Source organism: Pseudomonas sp. RIT-PI-q, assembly GCF_001297125.1.
Classification (GTDB): Bacteria; Pseudomonadota; Gammaproteobacteria; order Pseudomonadales; family Pseudomonadaceae; genus Aquipseudomonas.
The window spans coordinates 81,829-106,326 of record NZ_LHPC01000057.1 but is presented as its reverse complement, the minus strand read 5'-3'; the positions used below and the strand labels follow the sequence as shown (position 1 = coordinate 106,326).

Genomic DNA, 24,498 nt, shown 5'->3' with positions numbered 1-24,498 from the left:
ATGGTATCGAATGTTTTCAAGTGACATAAAATAATATATCCCGTTGGTGTGGGTGACTGAGATTAATATAGCCATTCAAAATAAAGCAACTCCCCATTTGCAAATACGAAAATGCTGTAAGAAAAGTCTGGCGTGACTTGCTTGATTTAGCCTGCTTCAGTGAGTACCTGCTATTCAGACCGCCATTCGAGGTATCCTGACCACCCTGAACTCGGACGCTTTTCCATGCTGGTAATTTCCAACAACGTGCATCTGCCGGATGCCGAGATCGAATTGACGGCCATTCGCGCGCAAGGCGCCGGTGGGCAGAACGTCAATAAAGTCTCCAGTGCCGTGCACCTGCGCTTCGACATCCCCGCCTCGTCGTTGCCCGAGTTCTACAAGGAACGGTTGCTGGCGCTGCGCGACAGTCGCATCACCAGCGAAGGGGTGTTGATCATCAAGGCCCAGCAATACCGGACGCAGGAAGCCAATCGCGCGGATGCGCTGGAGCGGTTGACCGAGTTGATCCTCAGCGCCACTAAAGTGGAAAAGAAGCGCCGCCCGACCAAGCCGACCCTCGGTTCGAAGAAGCGTCGGCTTGAATCCAAGACCAAGCGCGGCAGCATCAAGGCCGGGCGCGGCAAGGTCGATTTCTAACGGGCGGCTCTTTCTTCGCGATACTTGGGCGCCTGCCGGTACAGGTAAACGCTCAATGCCAAACCGCTCAAAGCGGCGAGGGCAGCGAACAGGAAGATCGAGGCAAAACCAAATCCCGCCGCAATCGCACCCGCCACCGGCCCGGTGATCCCCAGCGACAAATCGATGAACAGCGAATAAGCCCCGACCGCCGCTCCACGACTGGAAGCTGGCACCAGATTGACCGCCTCCACCCCCAGCGCCGGAAACACCAGCGAGAACCCGAACCCGCTCAACGCCGCACCGGCCAAGGCCCAATGGGCATCCGGCGCCATCCACAGCAGCAACAATCCCAGCGTTTCCACCGACAGGCAGGCAATCGCCACGCGAAAGCCACCAAGGCGGTTGATCAGGTTGCCGAACAGCAATCGCGCACCAATGAAACTGGCGCCGAACAGGCTCAGGCACAGCACCGCGTTTTCCCAGTGTTGCGTGGCGTAATACAACGTGATGAAGGTTGCGATGGTGCCAAAACCGATGGAGCCCAACGCCAGTCCGCACCCATGCGGCAGCACGCGCCCCAGCACATGCATGAATGGCAAACGCTCGCCGACGACGATCGGCGCGGCGGTTTTCGGCCAGGCTAGCGCCAGACCCAAAACGGCCAGCAGCACGATGCTGACGCCCATGCTCCACAAGCCCAATTGATTGACCAGCAACACGCCCAGCGGTGCGCCGATGGCCAGTGCGCCATAACTGGCGATGCCGTTCCAGGAGATGACTTTGGCGGTATTCGCCGCGCCGACCCGGCCGATGCCCCAACCGATCGAACCCGAACCCACCAGGCTTTCCGCGCTGCCCAGTACCAGGCGGCCGATCAACAGGCTGATCAGGCTCAACGTCGGCAGGCTTTGGGTCCAGGCCGAAATCAGCATGAACACACCGCTCAAACCGCAGCCGGCGAGGCCATACATCACCGCCAGTTTGCTGCCCTTGTTGTCGATGATCTTCCCGGCATAAGGGCGGCTGAGCAGGGTGGCCAGGTATTGCACGCTGATGACCAGCCCGGCGATGACGGCGCCGAAACCGAGGTCGCTGTGGACGTAGCCGGGCAATACGGCCAGGGGAATGCCGATATTCAGGTAGCCGATGAAGGTGAACAGGACGATGGAAACGACTTGCAGCGTGACCGCCAGGGGGCGCTGGTTTTCAGACATGGGTAAAAGGTCCACGGGGAAGCAGGATAGATAGGCTGCTTATGATAGCGGCGCGAGCGGCCAGCGGTCGTGGAAAAAGTAAAACTATTTGCCGGGCGGCGTTGACTCAGGGTTTGGCGGGGGCGACCAGTTGCGTCGTGACCAGGGCGGCCAGCGCATTCTCTTCGCTGCCGAAACGGGCGAGCAGGGCGGCTTGTTTCTCGGGGGAAAGGCGATTCCAGATCTCGATCATCTTCTCGGCGGTGCCGATCAGGACGCTGGCCTCGGTCTCACTGAATTCGTCGGTCATGGTGTGCTGCTCAAGGGTTCAGGCGGTGTGGAAAGCGCATATTAGCGCTTTCCACACGGTCTGGCATTGCAGGTGTATCAGTCTTCTCTGTCGGCCTGGCTGCGTTCAGTGGCTTCTTTCGGCTCGGGCTGTTGGGCGCCGGCTTGTTGCGTGGTCGTCTGCTCAGTTTCGTGCAGGCTTGGGAAGGGGAGATTAGGGATCTCGTGCATATCGCGCTCCTCGCAAAGTCTGTTGATAGATCTGGGTAGATCCGCGCTTTTAAAAAGCTTGGGGAGGATACATCAGTAGAAATGACAAAAAGACTTTTATATCTATTTGTTTCGACGGATGGGCTTGTCTATACAGGTTTAGCAACCTGTTGATGGCCTTGTAGGAGCTGTCGAGTGAAACGAGGCTGCGATCTTTTGATCTTAAAAAAGCAAGATCAAAAGATCGCAGCCTCGTTTCACTCGACAGCTCCTACGGGCCAAACGGGCCAATGGGCCAAACGGGCCAATGGGCCAATGGGCCAATGGGCCAATAGGCCAATAGGCCAATGGGTCTACGGGGAGGAGGGCCGCAGGGGTTATTTGCAGACGTCGGCGATCGCCTCGGCCAGCAGGTCCAGGCGCGTTGCATCAATCCCGGCCACGTTCGCCCGGCCAGTGCCGACCATGTAAACGCTGTGGTGATCACGCAGCTGTTTGACTTGATCCGGCGTCAAACCGGTGTAGGAAAACATCCCGCGCTGCACGCCCATGTGTGCAAACCGCTCACGCAAACCGTGAGGCTCAAGTGCTTCCAGCAAACCGCTGCGCAGTTGGGCGATACGCAAACGCATGGCTTCCACTTCATCGGCCCAAAGGCTTTTCAGTTCTGGATCGCCGAGAATGGTCGCGACCACGGCAGCGCCATGATCCGGTGGCGTCGACCACAAATTGCGGGCGATGTTGGCGAGTTGGCTGCGGACATCCACCAGCTTGTCTGCAGTTTTCGCGCAGACAATCAGCGCGCCGGTGCGGTCGCTGTACAGGCCGAAGTTCTTCGAGCAGGAACTGGTGATCAACACTTCCGGCAACTCGGCGGCGAACAGCCGGGTCGACCAGGCGTCCTGTTCCAGGCCATCGCCGAAACCCTGATAAGCGAAGTCGATCAACGGCACCAGATCACGGCTGCGCACTACGTCCAGCACCCGGCGCCAGTCGTCATGGGACAGATCGAAGCCGGTCGGGTTATGGCAGCAGGCGTGCAGTAAAACCACATCGCCCTTCGGCGCTTCTTTAAGCACCGCGATCATTGCTTCCACATCGAGGCGGTTGTCGCTGCCGACATATGGGTAATGGCTGACCTTGACCCCGGCCTTGGCGAAGATCGATTCGTGAATCGGCCAGGTCGGGTTGCTCAGCCACACGCCACGGCCTGGCAGGCATTGGGCGATGAAGTCAGCGCTCAAGCGCAGCGCTCCGGTGCCGCCCGGCGTCTGGGTGGCGCCGACGCGTTGTTCGGCGATCAGCGGGGAATCGGCGCCGAGCACCAGCTCATTGATCGCCTTGCCGAACGCCGGTTCGCCGTGGCCGCCGATGTAGGTCTTGGTGGACTGACGGTCCACCAGCCGCTGCTCGGCGAGCTTCACGGACTGCAGGATCGGTGTCAGGCCCTGGGCATCTTTATAGACACCCACGCCAAGGTCGAATTTGCGCGGGTTGGGGTCCTGCGCATAGGCCTCCATCAGGCCGAGAATCGGGTCGCCGGGTACTCGACCTATGGCGTCGAAATGCATTATTTGCGGCCCTCGGCATCTTTGGCCACTTCGTCAGTGCGCGCGGCCATGATGAAGTCGTTGCGGTGCAGGCCCTTGATGGAATGGCTCCACCAGGTCACGGTGACACTGCCCCATTCGGTCAGCAGGCCCGGGTGGTGACCTTCGGCCTCGGAGATTTCGCCGACGGCGTTGGTGAACGCCAGTGCGTGCTTGAAGTTTTTGAACAGGAAGACTTTTTCTAGCTGCATGACGCTGTCGCGCACTTCGATGTTCCAGTCCGGGATCTGCTTGATCAGTACCGGCAGTTCTTCGTCGCTGACTTGCGGAGCGTCGGCGCGGCAGGCTTCGCAGTGGGCTTGGTTCAATGTGGACATGATGGGTTCCTGAAATCGAATAAATGGAAATCGGCCGTCAGTGTCACCACGCTAATGCAAATCGTGGCTTCCTGACAGACTCACTTGATCGTAAAAGTCGCGGATCACGCCGCTTTGGGTTTGGGCGGAAATTTCGGTGCGTGCAGACCCAACTGCATGCCTTGCTTGACCATGCCCATGATGTCTTCATGCGCCAGGTCGAACAGGCGCTTGAGGTTCGGCAGGACAAAGTACAGCGGCTGCAGAATGTCGATGCGATAAGGCGTGCGCATGCATTCCAGCGGATCGAAGGCCTGATGCTCAGGTTCGTCCGACAGGCAATAAACAGTTTCTTTCGGCGAGGACAGAATACCGCCACCGTAGATGCGCTGGCCTTGCGGGGTATCGACCAGGCCGAACTCGATGGTCATCCAATACAGGCGCGCCAGGTACACGCGTTCTTCCTTGGAAGCCTGTAGGCCGAGTTTGCCGTAGGTGTGGGTGAATTCAGCGAACCAGGGGTTGGTCAGCAGCGGACAGTGACCAAAGATCTCGTGGAAAATGTCCGGTTCTTGCAGGTAATCCAGCTCTTCTCGGGTACGAATAAACGTCGCCACCGGGAACTGCTTGTTGGCCAGCAATTCGAAAAAGGTCTGGAAGGGGATCAGCGCCGGCACTCGGGCAACTTGCCACCCGGTGGTTTCACCGAGGACCTTGTTGATCTCACCGAGTTGCGGAATGCGGTCGTGGGGCAGACCGAGTTTTTCGATACCGTCCAGGTACTCCTGGCACGCACGCCCTTCGATCACTTTCAGTTGGCGAGTGATCAGCGTGTTCCACACCGCGTGTTCTTCGGCGGGGTAGTCGATAAAACCTTGCGCATCGGGCTCGCGAGCCACGTATTGCGTCTGCTTCATGCTGCTCTCCTGCTAGGGGATTTCGTTCTTGTTATGTCCTGCTATGGACTTAGAAATACCCCAAGGAGTGCGACGTTGCAGCAGGTGATCCGCATCATGCGTAGGAAAATTCGTCGATATTCGTAAAGTTTTCGTTACGGTTTAGCGGTTGGTGCGCAGGTATTGAGATTTCCGGGTTTGAAATGCACTCCACCTGTCACATAATCTTGACGGCTATCTGAGCACCCTCGCAGAAAAATACCCTTGTGGGAGCGGGCTTGCTCGCGAAAGCGGTCTTTCTGATACAGCAATGCTGGATGTGCCGATGCTTTCGCGAGCAAGCCCGCTCCCACAGGTTGCGCGCCACGCATCACAACCTCAATCACCGCTTTTCAGGTGTTTTATATGCGTATCAAAGTCCACTGCCAGAACCGCATCGGCATCCTGCGCGACATTCTCAACCTGCTGGTGGAGTACGGGATCAACGTCGCTCGCGGCGAGGTCGGCGGTGAGCATGGCAATGCCATTTACCTGCATTGCCCCAACCTGATCAACATCCAGTTCCAGGCGTTGCGTCCGAAATTCGAGGCAATTGCCGGGGTCTTCGGCGTCAAGCGTGTAGGGCTGATGCCCAGCGAACGTCGGCACATGGAACTCAATGCGCTGCTCGGCGCCCTGGAGTTCCCGGTGCTGTCGATCGACATGGGTGGCTCAATCGTCGCGGCCAACCGCGCAGCGGCGCAATTGCTTGGGGTGCGGGTGGACGAGGTGCCGGGGATTCCATTGTCGCGCTACGCCGAGGATTTTGACCTGCCGGAACTGGTACGCGCCAACAAGTCGCGGATCAACGGCTTGCGGGTGAAGGTCAAGGGCGACGTGTTTCTCGCCGACATCGCGCCGCTGCAATCGGAACATGACGACAGCGAAGCCATGGCCGGCGCGGTTCTCACGCTGCACCGCGCCGACCGGGTAGGCGAGCGCATCTATAACGTGCGCAAGCAGGAACTGCGCGGGTTCGACAGCATCTTCCAAAGTTCGAAAGTGATGGCAGCGGTGGTGCGCGAAGCCCGGCGCATGGCGCCGCTGGATGCGCCGCTATTAATAGAAGGGGAAACCGGCACCGGTAAAGAGTTGTTGGCGCGAGCCTGTCACTTGGCGAGTCCTCGTGGGCAGTCACCGTTGATGGCGCTCAATTGCGCCGGTTTGCCGGAGTCGATGGCCGAGACCGAGTTGTTCGGCTACGGCCCCGGTGCCTTTGAAGGGGCGCGGGCCGAAGGCAAGCTCGGGCTGCTTGAATTGACGGCGGGCGGCACGCTGTTTCTCGACGGCGTCGGGGAAATGAGCCCGCGCTTGCAGGTGAAATTGCTGCGCTTCCTGCAGGACGGTTGCTTCCGTCGTGTGGGCAGTGATGAAGAGGTTTATCTGGATGTGCGCGTGATCTGCGCGACCCAGGTCGATCTGTCCGAACTGTGCGCGCGCGGTGAGTTTCGCCAGGATCTGTATCACCGCTTGAACGTGCTTTCGCTGCACATTCCGCCGCTGCGCGAATGCCTCGATGGTTTGACGCCGCTGGTGGAACACTTCCTCGACCAGGCCAGCCGACAGATCGGTTGCCCGTTGCCGAAACTGGCACCCGCCGCCATGGAACGGCTCAGTCACTACCATTGGCCGGGCAATGTCCGGCAGTTGGAGAACGTGCTGTTCCAGGCGGTTTCCCTGTGCGAGGGCGGGACGGTCAAGGCTGAGCATATTCGTCTGCCGGACTACGGCGTGCGTCAGCCGCTTGGCGATTTTTCCCTTGAGGGTGGACTGGATGCGATCGTCGGACGCTTTGAGAAAGCGGTGCTGGAGCGCTTGTATTCGGAGCATCCGAGCAGTCGGCAACTGGGCAAGCGATTAGGGGTTTCGCATACCACCATTGCCAACAAATTGCGCGAATACGAGGTCGGCAAAGATCCCGGCAGCGCATAGCTTTTGTAGCAGCTGTCGAGCGTGCGAGGCTGCGTTCGGCGGCGAAGCCGTCGTAAACCCCATGAACGTGATTGACCGGAAGAACCGTGGCGCCGGAATTCACGACGGCTTCGCCGCCGAACGCAGCCTCGCAGGCTCGACAGCTGCTACAGGGGCGTGTCGCGCGCAATACATCGATCTATTGCCGCGAAGCGGCATAACACCGCCGGTTTTTCGTCTTCAACACAATCCCCAATTGCCCTCCGAACCCCTCAAGTCCTTTGTTTGCCGGGCCCCGCGTCGCCAGAAAAAAGTTGGTCTGCAAATTGCTTATGGCTGATCAGTACAGCAGTGGGCGGCAAACGTCCGGCATGCAGAGGAAAGAGCGTGGACAAGTACCTTTATGTGGCAATGACCGGCGCCAGCCAGAATGCACTGGCGCAGAAGGCTCATGCCAACAACCTGGCGAACATCTCCACCAACGGCTTCCAGAAAGACCTGGAGCAGGCGCGTTCGATGCCGGTGTTCGGTGACAGCTTTCCGGCGCGTGCGTTTGCCCTGTCCGAGCGTCCGGCCACCGACTTCTCTCCGGGTGCCCTGGTGGAAACCGGTCGCGATCTCGATGTCGCGGTGCAAGGTGGTGGCTGGATCGCCGTGCAGAATCCTGACGGCGGTGAAAGCTACGTGCGCACTGGCAGCCTGAACGTTGACGCCCTCGGCGTGCTGCGGGCCGGCAACGGTATGCCGGTGATCGGCAACGGCGGGCCGATTGCCGTGCCGCCCGAGCAGCAAATCGAAGTGGGCGAAGACGGCACCATCAGCATCCGTGCGATGGGCGAAGGCCCGCGCGTGATGGCCGAAGTCGACCGCATCAAGCTGGTCAATCCTGATTTCAAGAACATGACCAAAGGCCTGGACGGTTCGATCCACACCAAGGACGGCAAGCCGGCGCAAGCCGATGCCAACGTCAAACTGGTGTCCGGGTTCCTTGAATCGAGCAACGTCAATGCCGTGGAAGAGATGACGTCGGTGCTGGCCCTGGCCAAGCAATTCGAGCTGCACATCAAGATGATGAACACCGCCAAAGAAGATGACCAGGCCATGGCTCGGGTCTTGCAGATCAGCTAATCATCAGAACGTCGCGCCGTAAAACAGGCGCACGAGGAGAATTAAATGCTTCCGGCTCTATGGGTTGCCAAAACAGGCCTGTCCGCCCAGGACACCAACCTGACGACCATTTCCAACAACCTGGCCAACGTGTCGACCACGGGTTTCAAACGTGATCGCGCCGAGTTCCAGGATCTGCTCTACCAGATCAAACGCCAACCAGGCGCCCAGTCGACCCAGGACAGCGAACTGCCGTCGGGTCTGCAATTGGGTACTGGTGTGCGCATCGTCGGCACCCAGAAAAACTTCACCGCCGGCAGCCTGCAAACCACCGAACAGCCGCTTGACATGGCTATCGACGGTCGCGGTTTCTTCCAGATCCTGCAACCGGACGGCACCACGTCCTACACCCGTGACGGTACGTTCCACCTGGATTCCAACGGCCAGATCGTCAACGCCAGCGGCTTCGCCCTGGAGCCGGCCATTGTCATCCCGAACGACGCGCAGACCTTCACGGTCGGTCGCGACGGCACCGTGTCCATCACCGTGACCGGCAACCCGGCCTCCCAAGTGATCGGCAACCTGCAAACCGCCGACTTCATCAACCCGGCCGGCCTGCAAGCGGTGGGTAACAACCTGTTCCTGGAAACCGCCGCCAGCGGTGCGCCGCAAGTCGGTACGCCGGGCCTGGCCGGTTTCGGCACCACGCTGCAGAACACCCTGGAAACGTCCAACGTCAGCACCGTAGAGGAGATGGTCAACATGATCACCACCCAACGCGCTTACGAGATGAATTCCAAGGTGATCTCCACCGCCGACCAGATGCTCTCGTTCGTAACGCAGAATCTGTAATCAAGTCTATGAGGCGGCCATGAGGCCGCCTGCAACACCGTGAGGTAGGGTCATGAATCGCTTCGTTTCTGTTCTGGCATTGAGTGGGATCACCGTGCTCGCGGGCTGTGTTCCTGTGACACCCAAGCCCAATGATCCCTACTACGCCCCGGTGTTGCCGCGCACGCCGTTGCCGGCTGCCGCGAACAACGGCTCGATCTACCAGGCCGGTTTCGAACAGAACCTGTACAGCGACCGCAAGGCGTTCCGGGTCGGTGACATCATTACCATCACCCTGAACGAGAAGACCCAGGCCAGCAAAAACGCCAACTCGCAAGTGGCGAAAAACAGCAAGACCGGGCTCGGCCTGACCTCGCTGTTCGGCGGCAGTGCAACCACCAACAACCCGTTCGGCAGCGGTGACCTGAGCCTGAGCGCCAGCTATGAAGGTGACCGCGCGACCAAGGGTGACAGCAAGGCCGGGCAGGGCAACAGCCTGACCGGCTCGATCACCGTGACCGTCGCTGACGTCTTGCCCAACGGCATCATCGCCGTACGCGGCGAGAAGTGGATGACCCTCAATACCGGTGATGAGCTGGTACGCATTGCCGGACTGGTCCGGGCCGATGACATCGCCACCGACAACACCGTGTCGTCGACTCGTATCGCCGATGCACGCATCACCTATTCGGGCACCGGTTCGTTTGCCGATGCGAGTCAGCCAGGCTGGTTCGACCGTTTCTTCCTCAGCCCGCTGTTCCCTTTCTAGGTGGCTACGTTGAATCTTAAACACCTGATGGTGGCTGCGCTCCTGATGTCCGCAGCCTTCGGTGCTCAAGCCGAGCGGCTGAAAGACATCGCCAGTATTTCCGGCGTGCGTTCCAACCAATTGATCGGTTACGGCCTGGTGGTCGGGCTTAACGGCACCGGTGACCAGACGACTCAGACGCCATTCACCCTGCAGACCTTCAACAACATGCTCTCGCAGTTCGGCATCAAAGTGCCGCCGGGTTCGGGCAACGTGCAATTGAAGAACGTCGCGGCGGTATCGATCAGTGCCGATTTGCCGGCGTTTGCCAAGCCGGGTCAGCAGGTCGACATCACGGTTTCGTCCATCGGTAACTCCAAGAGTTTGCGCGGCGGTACGTTGCTGCTGACGCCGCTGAAAGGTATCGACGGGAATGTTTACGCAATCGCCCAGGGCAACCTGGTGGTCGGCGGTTTTGACGCGGAAGGTCGCGATGGTTCGAAGATCACCGTTAATGTGCCGTCGGCCGGTCGTATCCCTGGCGGTGCATCGGTCGAGCGTTCGGTGCCGAGCGGTTTCAACCAGGGCAACAGCCTGACCCTGAACCTCAACCGTTCGGACTTCACCACCGCCAAGCGCATCGTCGACAAGATCAACGACATGCTCGGCCCTGGCGTGGCACAGGCCATTGACGGCGGGTCGATTCGCGTCAGCGCGCCGCTGGACCCAAGCCAGCGGGTCGACTATTTGTCGATCCTGGAAAACCTTGAAGTCGATCCGGGTCAGGCGGTGGCCAAAGTCATCATCAACTCCCGCACCGGCACCATCGTGATCGGCCAGAACGTCAAGGTGTCCCCGGCCGCCGTGACTCACGGCAGCCTGACCGTGACCATCACCGAAGACCCGATCGTCAGCCAGCCCGGCCCTCTGTCCAATGGTCAGACGGCGGTCGTGCCACGCTCGCGGGTCAACGCCCAGCAGGAAGCCAAACCGATGTTCAAGTTCGGCCCTGGCACCACCCTCGACGAAATCGTCCGTGCGGTGAACCAGGTCGGCGCCGCACCCGGTGACTTGATGGCGATCCTCGAAGCACTGAAGCAGGCCGGCGCGTTGCAAGCCGACCTGATCGTGATCTGAGGACGGCGACCATGGATATGCGCAAGAGCGGTTTTGTCAGCAGTAGCGATTCGGGTTCCTATTCGGACCTGAACCGCCTGAACCAGCTCAAGGTCGGCGACAAGGACAGTGACGGCAACATGCGCAAAGTGGCGCAGGAATTCGAGTCGCTGTTCCTGGGTGAAATGCTCAAGTCCATGCGCTCGGCTACCGATACGCTGGGCCAGGACAACCCGCTCAACACCCCGGCAGCCAAGCAATACCAGGAAATGTACGACCAGCAGTTGGCCGTTTCCATGTCCCGCGAGGGTGGCGGTATTGGTCTGGCGGACGTGCTGATGCGGCAGATGTCGAAGAACAAACCCATGGCGCCGGGTGAGGCCGCCGCCGCGTCTGCCGCCAAGCAGCTTGCCGCGAAAGCCGCCGTGGAAACGCCGATTGCTGCCGGTACGGCTGCCACCCACGGGCCGCTGTCGCGCCTCAATGGCGAGCGTCCGTTGTGGGCTTCGCGTTCGCTGAAGTCGCCGACAGGCGCGGGCGAGGGCGCTCACCACAATGACATGGCACTGATCAATCAACGGCGTCTGGCGCTGCCACCGAAACTGGCCGACCGCTTGCTCGCCGGGCTGGTGCCATCGGCATCGACCAACGCCGCAACGGCAGCGACCAGCCCGAATAAAATCCAGGTGCCATCGAGCACCAAGACCGGTTCTGGCCCTCTGTACAACGGCGATTGGCTGACCGCGCAAACCGATTCCACCTCCAGCGGACGACTGCAGATCTATGGCCGTGCCATGGCGCAGATTCCCTTGGCGCCGGCGAAAAAAGCCTTCAGTTCCGCCGACGAATTCGTCAACACCATGCTGCCGATGGCCAAAGAGGCCGCCGAGCGCATTGGCGTCGATCCGCGTTACCTGGTGGCGCAGGCCGCGCTGGAAACCGGCTGGGGCAAATCGGTCATGCGCGCCCAGGATGGCAGTAGCAGTCACAACCTGTTCGGCATCAAGGCCGGCAGCAGCTGGACGGGCGAATCGGCACGGGCGATCACCAGCGAATTCAGGAATGGCCAGAAGGTCAAGGAGACGGCCGAGTTCCGTTCCTACGACTCCTACAAGGACAGCTTCCATGACCTTGTGACGCTGCTGCAAACCAACAATCGCTATCAAGATGTCGTGAAGTCGGCCGATAACCCAGAACAGTTTGTGCGCGAGTTGCAAAAGGCCGGTTACGCAACCGACCCGGACTACGCAAGCAAGATTTCGCAGATAGCCAAGCAGATGACGAGTTACCAGAACTACGCTGCGGCGGGCGCTACCACCACGCCTTTATAGGCATAAGCTATAAGGTCTGAACCATGAGTTTGCTCAATATCGGGATGTCGGGTCTGGCTGCTGGCCATTCTTCGTTGCTGACCACTGGCAACAACATTGCCAACGTCGACACCGCCGGGTACTCACGCCAACAAACTGTGCAGAGCACCAAAGCCTCCGGTCAGTACGGCAATGTATTCATCGGCACCGGTACGACGCTGGCCGATGTGCGTCGGGTCTACAACAGCTACCTCGATGCGCAGTTGCAGACCACCACATCGCTCAACGGTGATGCGCAGGCTTACCTGGGGCAGGCCACGCAAGTGGACAAACTGTTGTCCGACAGCGGCACGGGCATTACCAAAACCCTGCAATCGTTTTTCTCGTCGCTGCAAACACTGTCCGGCAATTCCAACGACACCGCTGCGCGTCAGGCGCTGTTGACCAATGCCCAAGCCTTGACCAGTCGGGTCAATGCCATCTCCCAGCAGTTGCAGCAGCAGGGTACGTACATCAACGATCAGCTGGGCTCGATGGCCGATCAGGTCAACAAGCTGGCGGCGACCGTAGCAGCCTACAACCAGAAAATCAGTGAGGTCAGTGGTTCGGGCGGCCAGCCCAACGACCTGCTGGACCAGCGTAACGAAACCGTTCGCCAACTCTCCGAGCTGATTGGTACGCAGGTCAGCGAAAACAACGGCAGCCTGGATATTTACCTGGGTAGCGGCCAGCCGCTGGTCATGGGCAATACCGTCAATACACTGCGCATACAGACCGACAAGTCTGACCCTACCCGTTCATCGATCATCATGGATCGTGGCAGTTCGACGGTCGACATCACGTCCGCGGTCTCGGGCGGCGAGATGGGCGGCCTGTTGCGTTACCGCGACGACGTGCTGACACCTGCCGTCAACGGCCTGGGTCGCATTGCCATGGTGGTGGCCGATCAGGTCAACAAACAGCAAGGGCAGGGGGTCGATCAGAACGGCAACTTCGGCTCGGGGCTGTTTAACGATATCAACAGTGCGGCGGCCATCAGCCAGCGCAGCATCGCCAATGGCAACAACAACCCGGCGTCCGGCAACCTCAACGTCACCATCAACGACACCAGCAAGCTGGCGGTCAGCGACTATCAGGTGACCTTCACCAGCGCCACGGGCTATAGCGTGCGTCGTCTGTCGGATAACACCGACATGGGCAGTTTCACCCTGGGCGCGAGCCCGGCACCGGTCATCGACGGTTTCAGCCTGAGCCTCAACGCCGCCCCGGTGAATACCGGCGACACCTTCAAGATCACCCCGACGCGCAATGCAGCGGCGGACATGACCACCGTCATGACCGACGTCAAGCGCCTGGCCACGGCCGCGCCGCTGACGTCCACCAAGGCCCAGGGTAATGACGGCACCGGTGCCGTCAGCCAGCCGACCCTGAGCACCGCCCTGGACATCTACGATCCTGTCCAGCGTCAAGACATGCAGACGGCAGTCAAGGCAGCGATGCCGGTTCGCTTGCTGATGACCAGCAGCACCGCTTATGAAGTGTTTGACGCCAAGGGCAACAGCATGGGGACCGGGAACATTGTGCCCGGCCAGAACAACGATCTGAATATTGCGGTGCCTTACACCGACTCATTGGGTGTCGCGAAAACCTTCAATGTTGCGATGACCCTCAGCGGCAGTCCGGACAAGGACGACAGTTTCAATATCTCGCTGACGGCGCCCGGCAGCACGGACAACCGCAACGCCCAGGCATTGCTCGGCCTGCAAACCAAGGCCACGGTCGGTGCCAATTCCACCAGCCCGGGCGTGAGTTTCACCGATGCCTACGGTGGCCTGGTCTCGTCGGTCGGCTCCAAGACCAAGCAGGGGCAACTCGATGCCACGGCCACTGACACCATCCTGAGCCAGGCGCGTAATTCTCGCGACTCGCTGTCGGGTGTCGACCTCGATGAAGAGACCGGCAACCTGATCAAATACCAGCAGTACTACTCGGCCTCTTCGCAGATCATCAAGACTGCGCAGGAAATTTTCAGCACCCTGATCAACGCCCTATAAGGAGCCGTAAAACATGCGTATTTCTACTGCACAGTACTATGCGACGACGGCTGCCAACTATCAGCGCAACTTCAACAACGCGATCAAGACGGCCGAGCAGGCCAGCAGTGGCTTGAAACTTGAGACCGCGGCGGATGATCCGGTCGGTGCGGCCCGCCTGCTGCAACTCGATCAGCAAAAAGCCATGTTGGGTCAGTACACCACCAACATCAGCGCGTTGAATACTGCCCAGGCGCAAGAAGAAAGCGTGCTCGACAGCATCAACAACGTGCTGCAGAAAGTCAGCGAGTTGGCGGTGCGTGCCGGTGGCGGTTCGTTGAACGACGACGACCGTAAATCCATTGCGGCAGAACTCAGTGCGTCCGAAGATCAGTTGCTGAGCCTGATGAACAGCAAGGACGCCAACGGCAAGTACATCTTTTCCGGCGCCAGCAACAATACTCAGCCCTTTGCGCGCAATAGCGATGGCACCTACAGCTATCAGGGTGACCAGACTCAGTTGCAACTGAAGATCGGTGACTCGATGTCGCTGGGGCTCAACGATACCGGTTGGGACGTGTTCCAGCAGGCGATCAACGCTGCTCGCAGCTCTACCACCATGACCGCGCCCGCGGTCAATGACGGACGAGTGGATCTGTCGCCAGGCCTGGTGAATTCCGGACCTGCGTTCGACGCGAGTTTCCGCAGCGGTGAGCCGTATACCCTGGCGTTCACCAGCAGCACCCAGTTTTCGATCAAGGATGCCTTGGGTAACGACGTGACCGCCGAGGCGAGTCAGGGCGGTGTGTTTGACCCGAATGCCAAGGGTGGCTCCGATGTCAACTTCCGTGGCGTGACCTTTAAACTTGACATCACTTTCAAGGCTGGTGACAACGCCACCAACGCCGACGCGGTGATCGCGGGTCACAGTTTCCAGTTGGCGGCCAAGCCAGACACCTTCGTCAGCAACCGTGCGCCGAGCAACGGATCGACAGCGTTGGTCAGTCAGACGTCGGTGACCAATGCTGCTGACTACAAGAGCTTTTTCCCTGAAGGCGGGGCGATTCTGAAATTCACCAGCCCAACGACTTTCGACCTCTACGCCCGTCCGTTGACCAGCAGCAGCACACCGGTTACCTCCGGTACTGTAGCGGCTGGCACGGCGACGGCAGCTGGTGTCAGCTTTGCCCTCAGTGGCGGCGCACCCGCTGCGGGGGATCAATTCGACATCGCGGTCAATACGCACCAGACACAGAACGTGCTGGACACCATCAGCCAGCTGCGTCAGGCGCTTGATTCGCCGACCCAGGGCAACCCGACCGCGCAGCGCTTTCTGGAAGACACCGTGGCTTCAGCCATTGCCAACCTGGGCAATGCCAAGAACCAGGTCGACCTGGCCCGTGGCGCCATCGGTGCCCGGGGTAATGTGATGGACATGCAAGCCGATCAGAACCAGAGTACCGGCCTGATCAACGAATCGACGCAGAGCGCGATCAAGAACGCCGATCCCGCAGAAGTGTTGACGCGTCTGACCTTGCAGCAGACCATGCTGCAAGCGGCGCAACTGGCGTTCTCGAAGATTTCCCAGTTGGGCCTGTTCAACAAGCTTTGAGTCGGTCTTGACCGCTCGCGGCCAGTCCCTGTCATAAGGGGCTGGCTTTTTTTTTGCTTGTTTTTTGATGGGAGTGAAGTGGATCAGGACTGCGCCAGGGGCACAAAATCAAATAAAGCACTGATCTCTGAGTGACCCGCCAGTCAAAACGCGCATCTTCACTGTATCCTGTCTGCGGGCGGTGAAGGTGGCGGGCCTGTTCAAGGTGATCCTTGAGTCCCGACGTTGCCTCCTCTGGGGGCCAAGCCCTGACTGTAGACGCCCTCGATTCAGCGAGCGGCGATATTCAGCTGTTTATTATTGGGAAGCCATAATGATTGGCATAAAAAACATAGCGAGTTACGTGCCGGCAGCCGGGGTTGACAACTACGCCCAGGGTGCAAAGTTCGACAAGGATGAAACCTTCATTCTTGGCAAGATCGGTTCGGCGTTTCTGCCGCGCAAGGATGCCGATCAGGAAACTTCAGACCTGTGCGTCGAAGCAGTCAATGCACTGTTCGCCGCCAGCCCCGAACTCAAGCGTGAATCCATCGATTGCTTGATCGTCGTCACCCAGAACGGCGATGAAGAAGGGCTGCCGCACACCTCGGCGATCGTTCAGGACAAACTGGGCCTGCCGACCCATGTGGCTGCTTTCGATATCTCCCTGGGTTGTTCCGGTTACGTCTATGGCATCTATGCCCTCAAGGGGTTCATGGAAGCGACGGGGCTGAAAAACGGCCTGCTGGTCACCGCCGACCCTTACTCGAAGATCGTCGACCCGGAAGACCGCAACACCACGATGCTGTTCGGTGATGCCGCCACCGCGACCTGGATGGGCGAAAACGCTGTCTGGCAGCTGGGCAAGTCGAAGTTCGGCACCGACGGTTCCGGTGCGCCGCACTTGAAAGTCAGCGACGGTGTGTTTTTCATGAATGGCCGCCAGGTCTTCAACTTCGCGTTGCTGAAAGTCCCGGCGCATTTGCACGAGCTGCTGGATGAGTCGAATTTGCAGGCGGGCGATATCGATGCCTTCTGCATTCACCAAGGCAGTGCGGCGATTGTCGATGCCGTGGCGCGCCGCTTTGAAGAAGGTGAGCCTGAGAAGTTCGTCAAGGACATGCTCGAAACCGGTAACACGGTGTCTTCGAGTATTCCGCTGCTGTTGCAGAATCACGTGTTCGATTCCAAGTGGACCCGTGTCGCCATCAGCGGCTTTGGCGTAGGCCTGTCGTGGGGCTCGGCGATTCTCTTCCGCGGCTGATCCGCTGTGCAGCAGTAACGCAATAAAAACGCCCGGCAACGAAAGTTTCCGGGCGTTTTGCGTTTTACTGACGCCGAATTTTTGGCTCCAAGGCCTTGAAACTAAAGGGCTGGCAAGCTGCCACTAAAAATTTGCAAAAAACCGCTCAAGCAAAGCCTCTTCACGACGATAACTATTACGTAGGTTCTCTAGGCCACACCCGACGGATGTCAGGGCCGGAAGCCGCAGTATCCATCCAACGAGGATTTCGTCATGGCTTTAACAGTAAACACCAACCTTGCATCGCTGACCGTACAGAACAACCTGAACAAAGCTTCCGGTAATCTGCAAACTTCGATGCAGCGTCTGTCTTCCGGCCTGCGTATCAACAGCGCTAAAGACGATGCGGCCGGCCTGCAAATCTCCAACCGTCTGACCAGCCAGATCAACGGCCTGGGCACTGCCATCAAGAACGCCGGTGACGGTATCTCCATCGCGCAAACTGCTGAAGGCGCGATGCAGGAATCCACTAACATCCTGCAGAAAATGCGTACCCTGGCCCTGGCTTCCGCGAACGGCTCGCCAAGCGCTGAAGACCGTAAGTCGAACAACGCCGAATACTCGGCTCTGACTTCCGAGCTGACCCGTATCGCTACCACTACTACTTTCGGTGGTCGTAACCTGCTGGACGGTTCTTTCGGTACTACCGCTTTCCAAGTGGGCGCAAACGCTAACCAGACCATCAACATGACTCTGGGCAACGTAGCTGCTAACAACGTTGGTTCGCAGCAACTGAAAAGCGTAACAAACGCACCGAGCGCTACTGGTGGTCTCACCGGCGGCCCAATCGTTGTTACCGGCGGCGGCCAGACCAGTTCTTCTATCGCGGTAGCTGTTGGCGATTCGGCCAAGACCATTGCTGCCAAATTGAACGGTGCTGTAGGTGGTCTGGGCGCAACCGCCAGCACTGAAGTTGCATTCTCTGTAACTGCTGCTGCTGCAACGCCTGCTGCCTTCGACCTGACCGTTGGTGGTGCAACCGTTAGCTTCACCGGCTTGACTAGCACTTCCGATCTGGCAGATCAGTTGAAGTCCAACGCCGCAAAACTGGGCATCAGCGTTAACTACGATTCTTCGACTCAAGCCCTGTCGGTGAAATCCGATACCGGCGAAAACATGAGCTTCACCAATGGTAACGCCAACGCCGCCCTCATCGGTGTTGCGTCGAAAAACGGTGCCGGCGTCCTCAGTGGCTCCACCCCGCTCGTCGTAGGTGCTGGTCCGATCATCGCCACAGGTTCTATCTCGCTGAACTCCACCAACAGCTACTCGCTGTCGGGTGCTGGTGTTGGTGGCTTGTTCGGTGCTGCTGCAGCCATCTCTGCCAATTCGACCAAAACCGTTGTCAGCAACACTGACGTGACCACTGCGGCCAACGCGCAAAACGCGGTTGACGTGATCACCCAGGCGATCTCGGCTATCGACTCCCAGCGTGCTGACCTCGGTGCCGTACAAAACCGTTTCGACAGCACCGTGTCGAACCTGCGCAGCATCTCCGACAACTCCACCGCTGCTCGTGGCGTGATCCAGGACGTTGACTTCGCGGCAGAAACTGCCCAGCTGACCAAGCAGCAAACCCTGCAACAGGCTTCCACTGCGATCCTGTCCCAGGCTAACCAGCTGCCATCGGCTGTGCTGAAGCTGCTGGGTTAATTCCGGCGCTTGGTGAATGACGGAAGGGCGCGTTTACGCGCCCTTTTGTTTTTTTCATGATCAGGAGATTAGGCATGGACATGAGCGTCAAGTTGAACCTGACCTATCCCGCTGTTGCGCCTCAGGGCATAACGCCGATCGTCACCGCCAAACAGGAACAGCCCAAGGCTGAAGCAGTCGCGGCATCGGGTTCCGAGCCCAAGCGCGATGAGTTGGAAAAGGCAGTGACCGATATTCAGGAGTTCGTCCAGGCTGCCCAGCGCAATCTGGATTTTTCCATTGATGATTCCACTGGCCGGGTTGTGGTCAAGGTCATCGCCACCGAAACGGGCCTCGTGATTCGTCAGATCCCGTCGGAAGCTGCACTTAAACTGGCACAAAGCCTGTCGGACGCCAGCAGTTTGTTGTTTGATGACAAAGTCTGAACTGGCATGAATTTTGTTGCTGTCTGTGATCAAGGCCATTTCGTCAAGAAAGCAGCAGCCACCGAACAAGGAGATAGATGATGGCGGGTACATCGGTTAGCGGTATCGGTTCGAACATCGATACCCAGGCGATTGTGAAGTCTTTGGTGGACTCCGAAAGAGCACCGAAGCAGACGCAGATCAACAATCAGACACTGAAAGCAACCACGTCGCTATCGTCTATCGGCAAAATCCAGGCTGCGCTGGATGCGTTTCGTGGCGCGTTGGAGACCATGAAGAATACCGCCAGCTTCAGCGGGCTGAACGGTACATCGTCCGACGAAAAAGTCGCCACGGTCACCACCGGTACTGGTGCGGCGGCCGGTAGTTTCTCGCTGGTGGCTTCTCAGTTGGCAACCGCGTCGAAGATTTCGAGCAAGGTTTATGCGGGCGGCGCTTCGACGGTCATCAACGCAGGCGCGACACCGACCACCCTAAGTATCAAACAGGGCAGCAGCACGTACGACGTCAGCATTCCGGGCGGCGCGACGTTGCAGCAGGTTCGCGATTCGATCAACTCGCAATACGCCAACCAAGGATTGAGTGCCAACATTCTGACCGACGCCGGCGGTTCTCGACTGGTGCTGACGTCGAGCAACACCGGTGTCGGTACAGACCTGACCTTGTCGGGCAACTCAGGCCTGGAAACCGGAACCTCGGTCCTCGCTCCGCCACAGAACGCCAAGTACACACTTGACGGCTTGGTCATGGAATCCAAGAGCAACACTATTGCCGACGCCGTGAGTGGGGTTACCGTTAAACTGACGGGGGTCTCTGCGACAGCATCCGGCGCTTCTGCACCTACAGCCAGCACTATTACCGTAGCCGCCAGTAACGCGAACCTGAAGTCTTCGGTCAAAGGTTTTGTCGATACCTACAACGCGTTGATCAAGGCAGCGAACGCTGAAACCCAGGTCACCACCAATCCCGATGGTTCGGTAACGTCCGGCGCCCTGACGGGCGATGCCTCGCTGCGCTCGATGCTGTCAGCGGTGCGTACTGAACTGAATGCGATGGGTGGCTCTGGTCAGTTGAAGTCTCTCGCTCAGTTCGGTGTCAAGACAGACCAGAAAACCGGGGCACTCTCAATCGACGACAAACTGTTCGATGCAGCGGCCATCACCAACGCTTCGGACATCAACGGTATTTTTACCGGCGATACCGGTTTGCTCGCTCGTATGAAAACCGCGACTGACAGTTTTGCCTTGAGCAAGACCGGTGTGTTCGCTGCACGCTCGGCAAGCCTTACCGACAGCCTGAACGACTTGAAAAAGCAGCAGGACACACTCGATTCGCGGATGACCAGCCTGCAATTGAGCCTGACGGCCAAGTACACCGCCATGGATTCCCTGGTGGCCAGGCTGCGGGCGCAGAGCGACAGCATCATGACCACGCTCAACGCGCTGAACAATCCGAAGTCTGACTGATCCGGATCAGGCATAAAAAAACCCAGGCAGGCTGTTATCACAGCGCCTGGGTTTTTTCTTTGGTGGCGGGTCCGGATTAAAGTTTTGTGTCGACCAGTCGACATAATGATCAGAGCAAACCTATTTTCATTTGTTGTCTGTCACGAGGTAGAAACATGAATCCCATGAGAGCCCTTCGCCAGTACCAGAAGGTCAATTCCCATGCTCAGATCTCTGAAGCCAATCCCCATCGCCTGGTTCAATTGCTGATGGAGGGTGGGCTGGACCGCATGGCTCAAGCCAAGGGCGCAATGGAGCGGGGCGACATCGCACTCAAGGGATTGATGCTCGGCAAGGCCGTTGACATCATCATTGGCCTGCGTGACGGCCTGAACCCGGAGAAGACCGAAGACCCGGCTTCGCTCCAGCAGCTCGACAACCTGTACGCCTACATGATGACGCGTCTGATGGAAGCCAACCGCAACAACGATGCAGCGATCATCGACGAAGTATCGGGTTTGCTCGATACCTTGAAAAGCGGCTGGGATGCAATTGCAAACCAATAGGCCTGCGGGTCTGAGGATAGCGCCATGAGTCAAGCACTGCAGCGGATTGAACAAACGCGTGAAGCCCTGGTTGATGCCTTGGCGGCGCGTAATTGGGATGCGATTGGCGAACTGGATGTGGCCTGTCGCGAGTGCGTCGATGAGGTGCTGAGCGAAGCGCCGATCGACGAAGAAGCATTGCGGACCAATCTGGAAGGGCTGCTGGCGGTGTACAAGGATTTGTTGACGGCGACGATGGGAGAGCGCCAAGCGATAGTCGACGAGATGTCGCAGATCACCCATGCGCAGAACGCGGCAAAGGTTTACCATCTGTTTGGTTAGTTAACCCTCAGTTAATCCAAACATAGTGCGCCATAAATTTGACTGTGCACGGTTTTTTGACTTAACTAGTGGCTGGTTCCAGATTTCAGGCGTCTACAGGCGTAACATGCCTGCAAGCGTCTAGCTTGCCCCCTCATTTCGGGCATTGAGTTGACTAGGGAAGTTGCTATTGCATGTGGCGTGAAACCAAAATTCTGCTGATTGATGACGATAGCGTCCGCCGCCGCGACCTGGCGGTGATTTTAAATTTTCTCGGTGAAGAAAATTTACCCTGCGGAAGCCATGACTGGCAGCAGGCTGTCGGCTCTTTGTCATCAAGTCGTGAAGTGATCTGTGTCCTGATCGGGACGGTCAATGCTCCTGGCGCACTTCTGGGCTTGTTAAAGACACTCTCAACCTGGGATGAGTTCCTTCCGGTTTTGTTAATGGGCGATAATTCTTCCGTTGACCTGCCAGAAGACCAGCGTCGCCGAGTGCTTTCGACCCTCGAAATGCCGCCCAGCTACAGCAAATTGCTCGATTCCCTGCACCGTGCACAGGTCTATCGCGAGATGTACGACCAGGCGCGCGAGCGCGGGCGTCATCGCGAACCCAATCTTTTCCGCAGTCTTGTCGGCACCAGCCGGGCGATTCAACACGTCCGCCAGATGATGCAGCAAGTCGCCGACACCGACGCCAGCGTGCTGATCCTCGGTGAGTCCGGAACCGGCAAGGAAGTGGTCGCGCGTAACCTGCACTACCACTCCAAGCGTCGTGACGCGCCGTTCGTGCCGGTCAACTGCGGTGCGATCCCGGCCGAGTTGCTGGAAAGCGAATTGTTCGGCCACGAGAAGGGCGCCTTCACCGGAGCGATCACCAGCCGTGCCGGGCGTTTCGAGCTGGCCAATGGCGGCACCCTGTTCCTCGACGAAATCGGCGACATGCCGCTGCCGATGCAGGTCAAGCTGTTGCGCGTATTGCAGGAACGCACCTTCGAACGCGTGGGCAGCAACAAGACCCAGAGCGTCGATGTGCGCATCATCGCGGCGACCCACAAGAATCTCGAAAGCATGATCGAGATCGGCACCTTCCGCGAAGACTTGTACTACCGCCTGAACGTGTTCCCGATCGAGATGGCGCCACTGCGCGAACGTGTCGAAGACATCCCGCTGCTGATGAACGAGTTGATCTCGCGCATGGAGCACGAGAAGCGTGGCTCGATCCGTTTCAACTCGGCAGCGATCATGTCGCTGTGCCGTCACGGCTGGCCGGGCAACGTCCGCGAGCTGGCCAACCTGGTGGAGCGCATGGCGATCATGCATCCGTACGGGGTGATCGGTGTGGTCGAGTTGCCGAAGAAATTCCGCTACGTCGATGACGAAGACGAGCAGCTTGTCGACAGTCTGCGCAGCGACCTTGAAGAGCGGGTGGCCATCAACGGTCATACTGCGGACTTCACGGCCAACGCCATGCTGCCGCCAGAAGGCCTGGACCTGAAGGACTACCTCGGTGGTCTGGAGCAAGGGCTGATTCAGCAGGCGCTGGATGATGCCAATGGCATCGTCGCACGCGCCGCCGAACGGCTGCGTATCCGTCGCACCACGCTGGTGGAGAAGATGCGCAAGTACGGCATGAGTCGTCGTGACGGTGATGAACAGGCGGATGATTGACGCCTGTTTTTCAAGTCCTTCATTTATAGGTAGTTTTTTTTAGGCACGGGTATTGCTACATCCCTCGCAACGTTCCGTTTCACTGACGGTCAGCCAAGCGAGTGAGCACGATGCCCCAAGCCGCCCAGATGTTTCCTGTCCCTGACGCATCGGGGCAACCGTCGTCCGTAGAGCAGGCAAGCCGGCTTGGCCTTGAGCAGTCGTATGCACTGTTCAATCAGATGTCGAGCCAATTGACCGACTCCTACAGCATGCTCGAAGCCCGGGTCACCGAGCTCAAGGGTGAGCTGGCGGTGGTCAGCGCTCAGCGCATGCAGGAACTGGCGGAAAAAGAACGCCTGGCCAACCGCCTGCAAAACCTCCTCGATCTGTTGCCCGGTGGCGTCATCGTCATCGATGCACAGGGCATTGTGCGCGAGGCCAACCCCGCTGCGTGCGAGCTACTTGGTCTGCCCCTCGAAGGTGAACTGTGGCGGCAGGTGATTGCCCGCTGCTTTGCGCCTCGCGAAGACGACGGTCATGAAATTTCCCTCAAGGACGGTCGGCGTTTGTCGATCTCCACGCGCTCGCTGGATGCCGAGCCCGGCCAGTTGGTGTTGCTCAATGACCTGACTGAAACCCGCCATCTGCAAGATCAGCTGGCCCGCCACGAACGCCTGTCGTCCCTCGGCCGGATGGTGGCATCGCTGGCCCATCAGATTCGCACCCCCTTGTCCGCGGCCCTGCTCTACGCCAGTCATTTGACTGAGCAGGAGTTGCCCGTCGCCACCCAGCAGCGTTTTGCCGGGCGCCTGAAAGAGCGTCTGCATGAGCTGGAACATCAGGTGCGCGACATGCTGGTGTTCGCGCGCGGCGAGCTGCCGCTGACCGATCGCGTCACGCCAAAAATATTGATGCAGTCGCTGCAAGCGGCCGCGCTGACCCATGTGCAGGGCCTGCCGATTCGCTGGCAGTGCGACAGTCATTGCGGTGAGTTGCTGTGCAATCGCGACACACTGGTCGGGGCGATCCTCAACCTGATCGAAAACGCTATCCAGGCCAGTGCCGGTGATGTGCGCTTGAAAGTCCACCTCTATACCCGCGGCAATACGCTGCGCCTGAGTGTCAGCGACAGCGGCAGTGGGATCGACGCCAATGTGCTGGCGCGTTTGGGCGAGCCGTTTTTTACCACCAAAACCACCGGAACCGGCCTCGGCCTGACCGTGGTCAAGGCGGTGGCCCGTGCTCATCAGGGAGAATTGCAACTGCGCTCGCGGCTGGGTCGCGGCACGTGTGCGCAGGTCATCCTGCCGCTTTTTTGCGATGAAAAAGCCAACGCTCAGGGAGCGGAGTGAAG

Annotated in this window: 24 protein-coding genes; 18 read left to right on the top strand and 6 right to left on the bottom strand. The window is 58.9% G+C overall.

What is annotated here, in order from left to right:
- Window positions 1–225 precede the first annotated feature (225 nt).
- Window positions 226–639 (top strand): alternative ribosome rescue aminoacyl-tRNA hydrolase ArfB, encoded by a 414-nt coding sequence (arfB, locus tag AEQ67_RS31195; protein WP_008010994.1) that lies wholly within the window; start codon window positions 226–228, stop codon window positions 637–639.
- Here arfB and AEQ67_RS31190 read toward each other — a convergent pair.
- The 6 genes from AEQ67_RS31190 to phhA all read right to left on the bottom strand — a co-directional run bounded on the left by AEQ67_RS31190 (window position 636) and on the right by phhA (window position 5,135).
- Window positions 636–1,835: an MFS transporter gene (locus tag AEQ67_RS31190; protein WP_059407590.1), complete on the bottom strand. Its 1,200-nt coding sequence runs from the start codon at window positions 1,833–1,835 to the stop codon at window positions 636–638. The two genes, arfB and AEQ67_RS31190, sit on opposite strands and share 4 nt — an antisense overlap.
- Window positions 1,836–1,941: 106 nt before the next feature.
- A complete protein-coding gene (locus tag AEQ67_RS31185) occupies window positions 1,942–2,124 on the bottom strand; it encodes a hypothetical protein (protein WP_059407589.1) in 183 nt (60 codons plus the stop codon).
- A 77-nt stretch (window positions 2,125–2,201) separates the two neighbouring features.
- Complete coding sequence (locus tag AEQ67_RS36540) at window positions 2,202–2,333, bottom strand: hypothetical protein (RefSeq protein WP_269084770.1); 132 nt, start codon at window positions 2,331–2,333, stop codon at window positions 2,202–2,204.
- Window positions 2,334–2,689: 356 nt separating this feature from the next.
- Entirely contained in the window at window positions 2,690–3,883 is a 1,194-nt protein-coding gene (locus AEQ67_RS31180) for an amino acid aminotransferase (RefSeq protein ID WP_059407588.1), read from the bottom strand.
- Window positions 3,883–4,239, bottom strand: coding sequence for a 4a-hydroxytetrahydrobiopterin dehydratase (locus AEQ67_RS31175; protein ID WP_059407587.1), 357 nt, complete (start codon window positions 4,237–4,239; stop codon window positions 3,883–3,885). Before AEQ67_RS31175 ends, AEQ67_RS31180 begins: the two co-directional genes overlap by 1 nt.
- A gap of 104 nt (window positions 4,240–4,343) precedes the next feature.
- Window positions 4,344–5,135, bottom strand: coding sequence for a phenylalanine 4-monooxygenase (phhA, locus tag AEQ67_RS31170; RefSeq protein ID WP_059407586.1), 792 nt, complete (start codon window positions 5,133–5,135; stop codon window positions 4,344–4,346).
- 384 nt (window positions 5,136–5,519) lie between these two features.
- Here phhA and AEQ67_RS31165 point away from each other — a divergent pair, with 384 nt between their 5' ends.
- The 17 genes from AEQ67_RS31165 to AEQ67_RS31090 all read left to right on the top strand — a co-directional run bounded on the left by AEQ67_RS31165 (window position 5,520) and on the right by AEQ67_RS31090 (window position 24,496).
- A complete protein-coding gene (locus AEQ67_RS31165) occupies window positions 5,520–7,085 on the top strand; it encodes a sigma-54-dependent transcriptional regulator (protein WP_059407585.1) in 1,566 nt (521 codons plus the stop codon).
- A gap of 61 nt (window positions 7,086–7,146) precedes the next feature.
- Window positions 7,147–7,404, top strand: coding sequence for a hypothetical protein (locus AEQ67_RS35740; protein ID WP_152974937.1), 258 nt, complete (start codon window positions 7,147–7,149; stop codon window positions 7,402–7,404).
- A 47-nt stretch (window positions 7,405–7,451) separates the two neighbouring features.
- Window positions 7,452–8,192, top strand: coding sequence for a flagellar basal body rod protein FlgF (locus AEQ67_RS31160; RefSeq protein ID WP_059407584.1), 741 nt, complete (start codon window positions 7,452–7,454; stop codon window positions 8,190–8,192).
- Window positions 8,193–8,237: 45 nt separating this feature from the next.
- Window positions 8,238–9,023 (top strand): flagellar basal-body rod protein FlgG, encoded by a 786-nt coding sequence (flgG, locus tag AEQ67_RS31155; RefSeq protein WP_059407583.1) that lies wholly within the window; start codon window positions 8,238–8,240, stop codon window positions 9,021–9,023.
- A gap of 52 nt (window positions 9,024–9,075) precedes the next feature.
- Window positions 9,076–9,771, top strand: a complete 696-nt coding sequence (gene flgH, locus AEQ67_RS31150; protein WP_059407582.1) for a flagellar basal body L-ring protein FlgH — start codon at window positions 9,076–9,078, stop codon at window positions 9,769–9,771.
- A 27-nt stretch (window positions 9,772–9,798) separates the two neighbouring features.
- Window positions 9,799–10,887 (top strand): flagellar basal body P-ring protein FlgI, encoded by a 1,089-nt coding sequence (locus AEQ67_RS31145; RefSeq protein ID WP_059407581.1) that lies wholly within the window; start codon window positions 9,799–9,801, stop codon window positions 10,885–10,887.
- A gap of 11 nt (window positions 10,888–10,898) precedes the next feature.
- Window positions 10,899–12,197: a flagellar assembly peptidoglycan hydrolase FlgJ gene (flgJ, locus tag AEQ67_RS31140; RefSeq protein WP_059407580.1), complete on the top strand. Its 1,299-nt coding sequence runs from the start codon at window positions 10,899–10,901 to the stop codon at window positions 12,195–12,197.
- 23 nt (window positions 12,198–12,220) lie between these two features.
- Window positions 12,221–14,230, top strand: a complete 2,010-nt coding sequence (flgK, locus tag AEQ67_RS31135; protein ID WP_059407579.1) for a flagellar hook-associated protein FlgK — start codon at window positions 12,221–12,223, stop codon at window positions 14,228–14,230.
- A gap of 13 nt (window positions 14,231–14,243) precedes the next feature.
- Window positions 14,244–15,821 (top strand): flagellar hook-associated protein 3, encoded by a 1,578-nt coding sequence (locus AEQ67_RS31130; protein ID WP_059407578.1) that lies wholly within the window; start codon window positions 14,244–14,246, stop codon window positions 15,819–15,821.
- A 313-nt stretch (window positions 15,822–16,134) separates the two neighbouring features.
- On the top strand, window positions 16,135–17,064 hold the full coding sequence (locus tag AEQ67_RS31125) for a ketoacyl-ACP synthase III (RefSeq protein ID WP_059407577.1): 930 nt from the start codon (window positions 16,135–16,137) through the stop codon (window positions 17,062–17,064).
- Window positions 17,065–17,316: 252 nt separating this feature from the next.
- On the top strand, window positions 17,317–18,756 hold the full coding sequence (locus AEQ67_RS31120) for a flagellin N-terminal helical domain-containing protein (RefSeq protein WP_059407576.1): 1,440 nt from the start codon (window positions 17,317–17,319) through the stop codon (window positions 18,754–18,756).
- A 74-nt stretch (window positions 18,757–18,830) separates the two neighbouring features.
- The gene (locus AEQ67_RS31115; protein ID WP_059407575.1) at window positions 18,831–19,181 is read left to right on the top strand and encodes a flagellar protein FlaG; all 351 of its coding nucleotides are present in this window, start codon (window positions 18,831–18,833) and stop codon (window positions 19,179–19,181) included.
- A gap of 80 nt (window positions 19,182–19,261) precedes the next feature.
- Complete coding sequence (gene fliD / locus AEQ67_RS31110; protein WP_059407574.1) at window positions 19,262–20,647, top strand: flagellar filament capping protein FliD; 1,386 nt, start codon at window positions 19,262–19,264, stop codon at window positions 20,645–20,647.
- Between the two features lie 155 nt (window positions 20,648–20,802).
- Window positions 20,803–21,192 (top strand): flagellar export chaperone FliS, encoded by a 390-nt coding sequence (fliS, locus tag AEQ67_RS31105; RefSeq protein WP_033055968.1) that lies wholly within the window; start codon window positions 20,803–20,805, stop codon window positions 21,190–21,192.
- A gap of 24 nt (window positions 21,193–21,216) precedes the next feature.
- Window positions 21,217–21,513: a flagellar protein FliT gene (fliT, locus tag AEQ67_RS31100; protein ID WP_059407573.1), complete on the top strand. Its 297-nt coding sequence runs from the start codon at window positions 21,217–21,219 to the stop codon at window positions 21,511–21,513.
- 173 nt (window positions 21,514–21,686) lie between these two features.
- Window positions 21,687–23,162: a sigma-54 dependent transcriptional regulator gene (locus AEQ67_RS31095; protein ID WP_059407572.1), complete on the top strand. Its 1,476-nt coding sequence runs from the start codon at window positions 21,687–21,689 to the stop codon at window positions 23,160–23,162.
- 128 nt (window positions 23,163–23,290) lie between these two features.
- Entirely contained in the window at window positions 23,291–24,496 is a 1,206-nt protein-coding gene (locus tag AEQ67_RS31090; RefSeq protein ID WP_161807495.1) for a sensor histidine kinase, read from the top strand.
- Window positions 24,497–24,498: the final 2 nt, after the last annotated feature.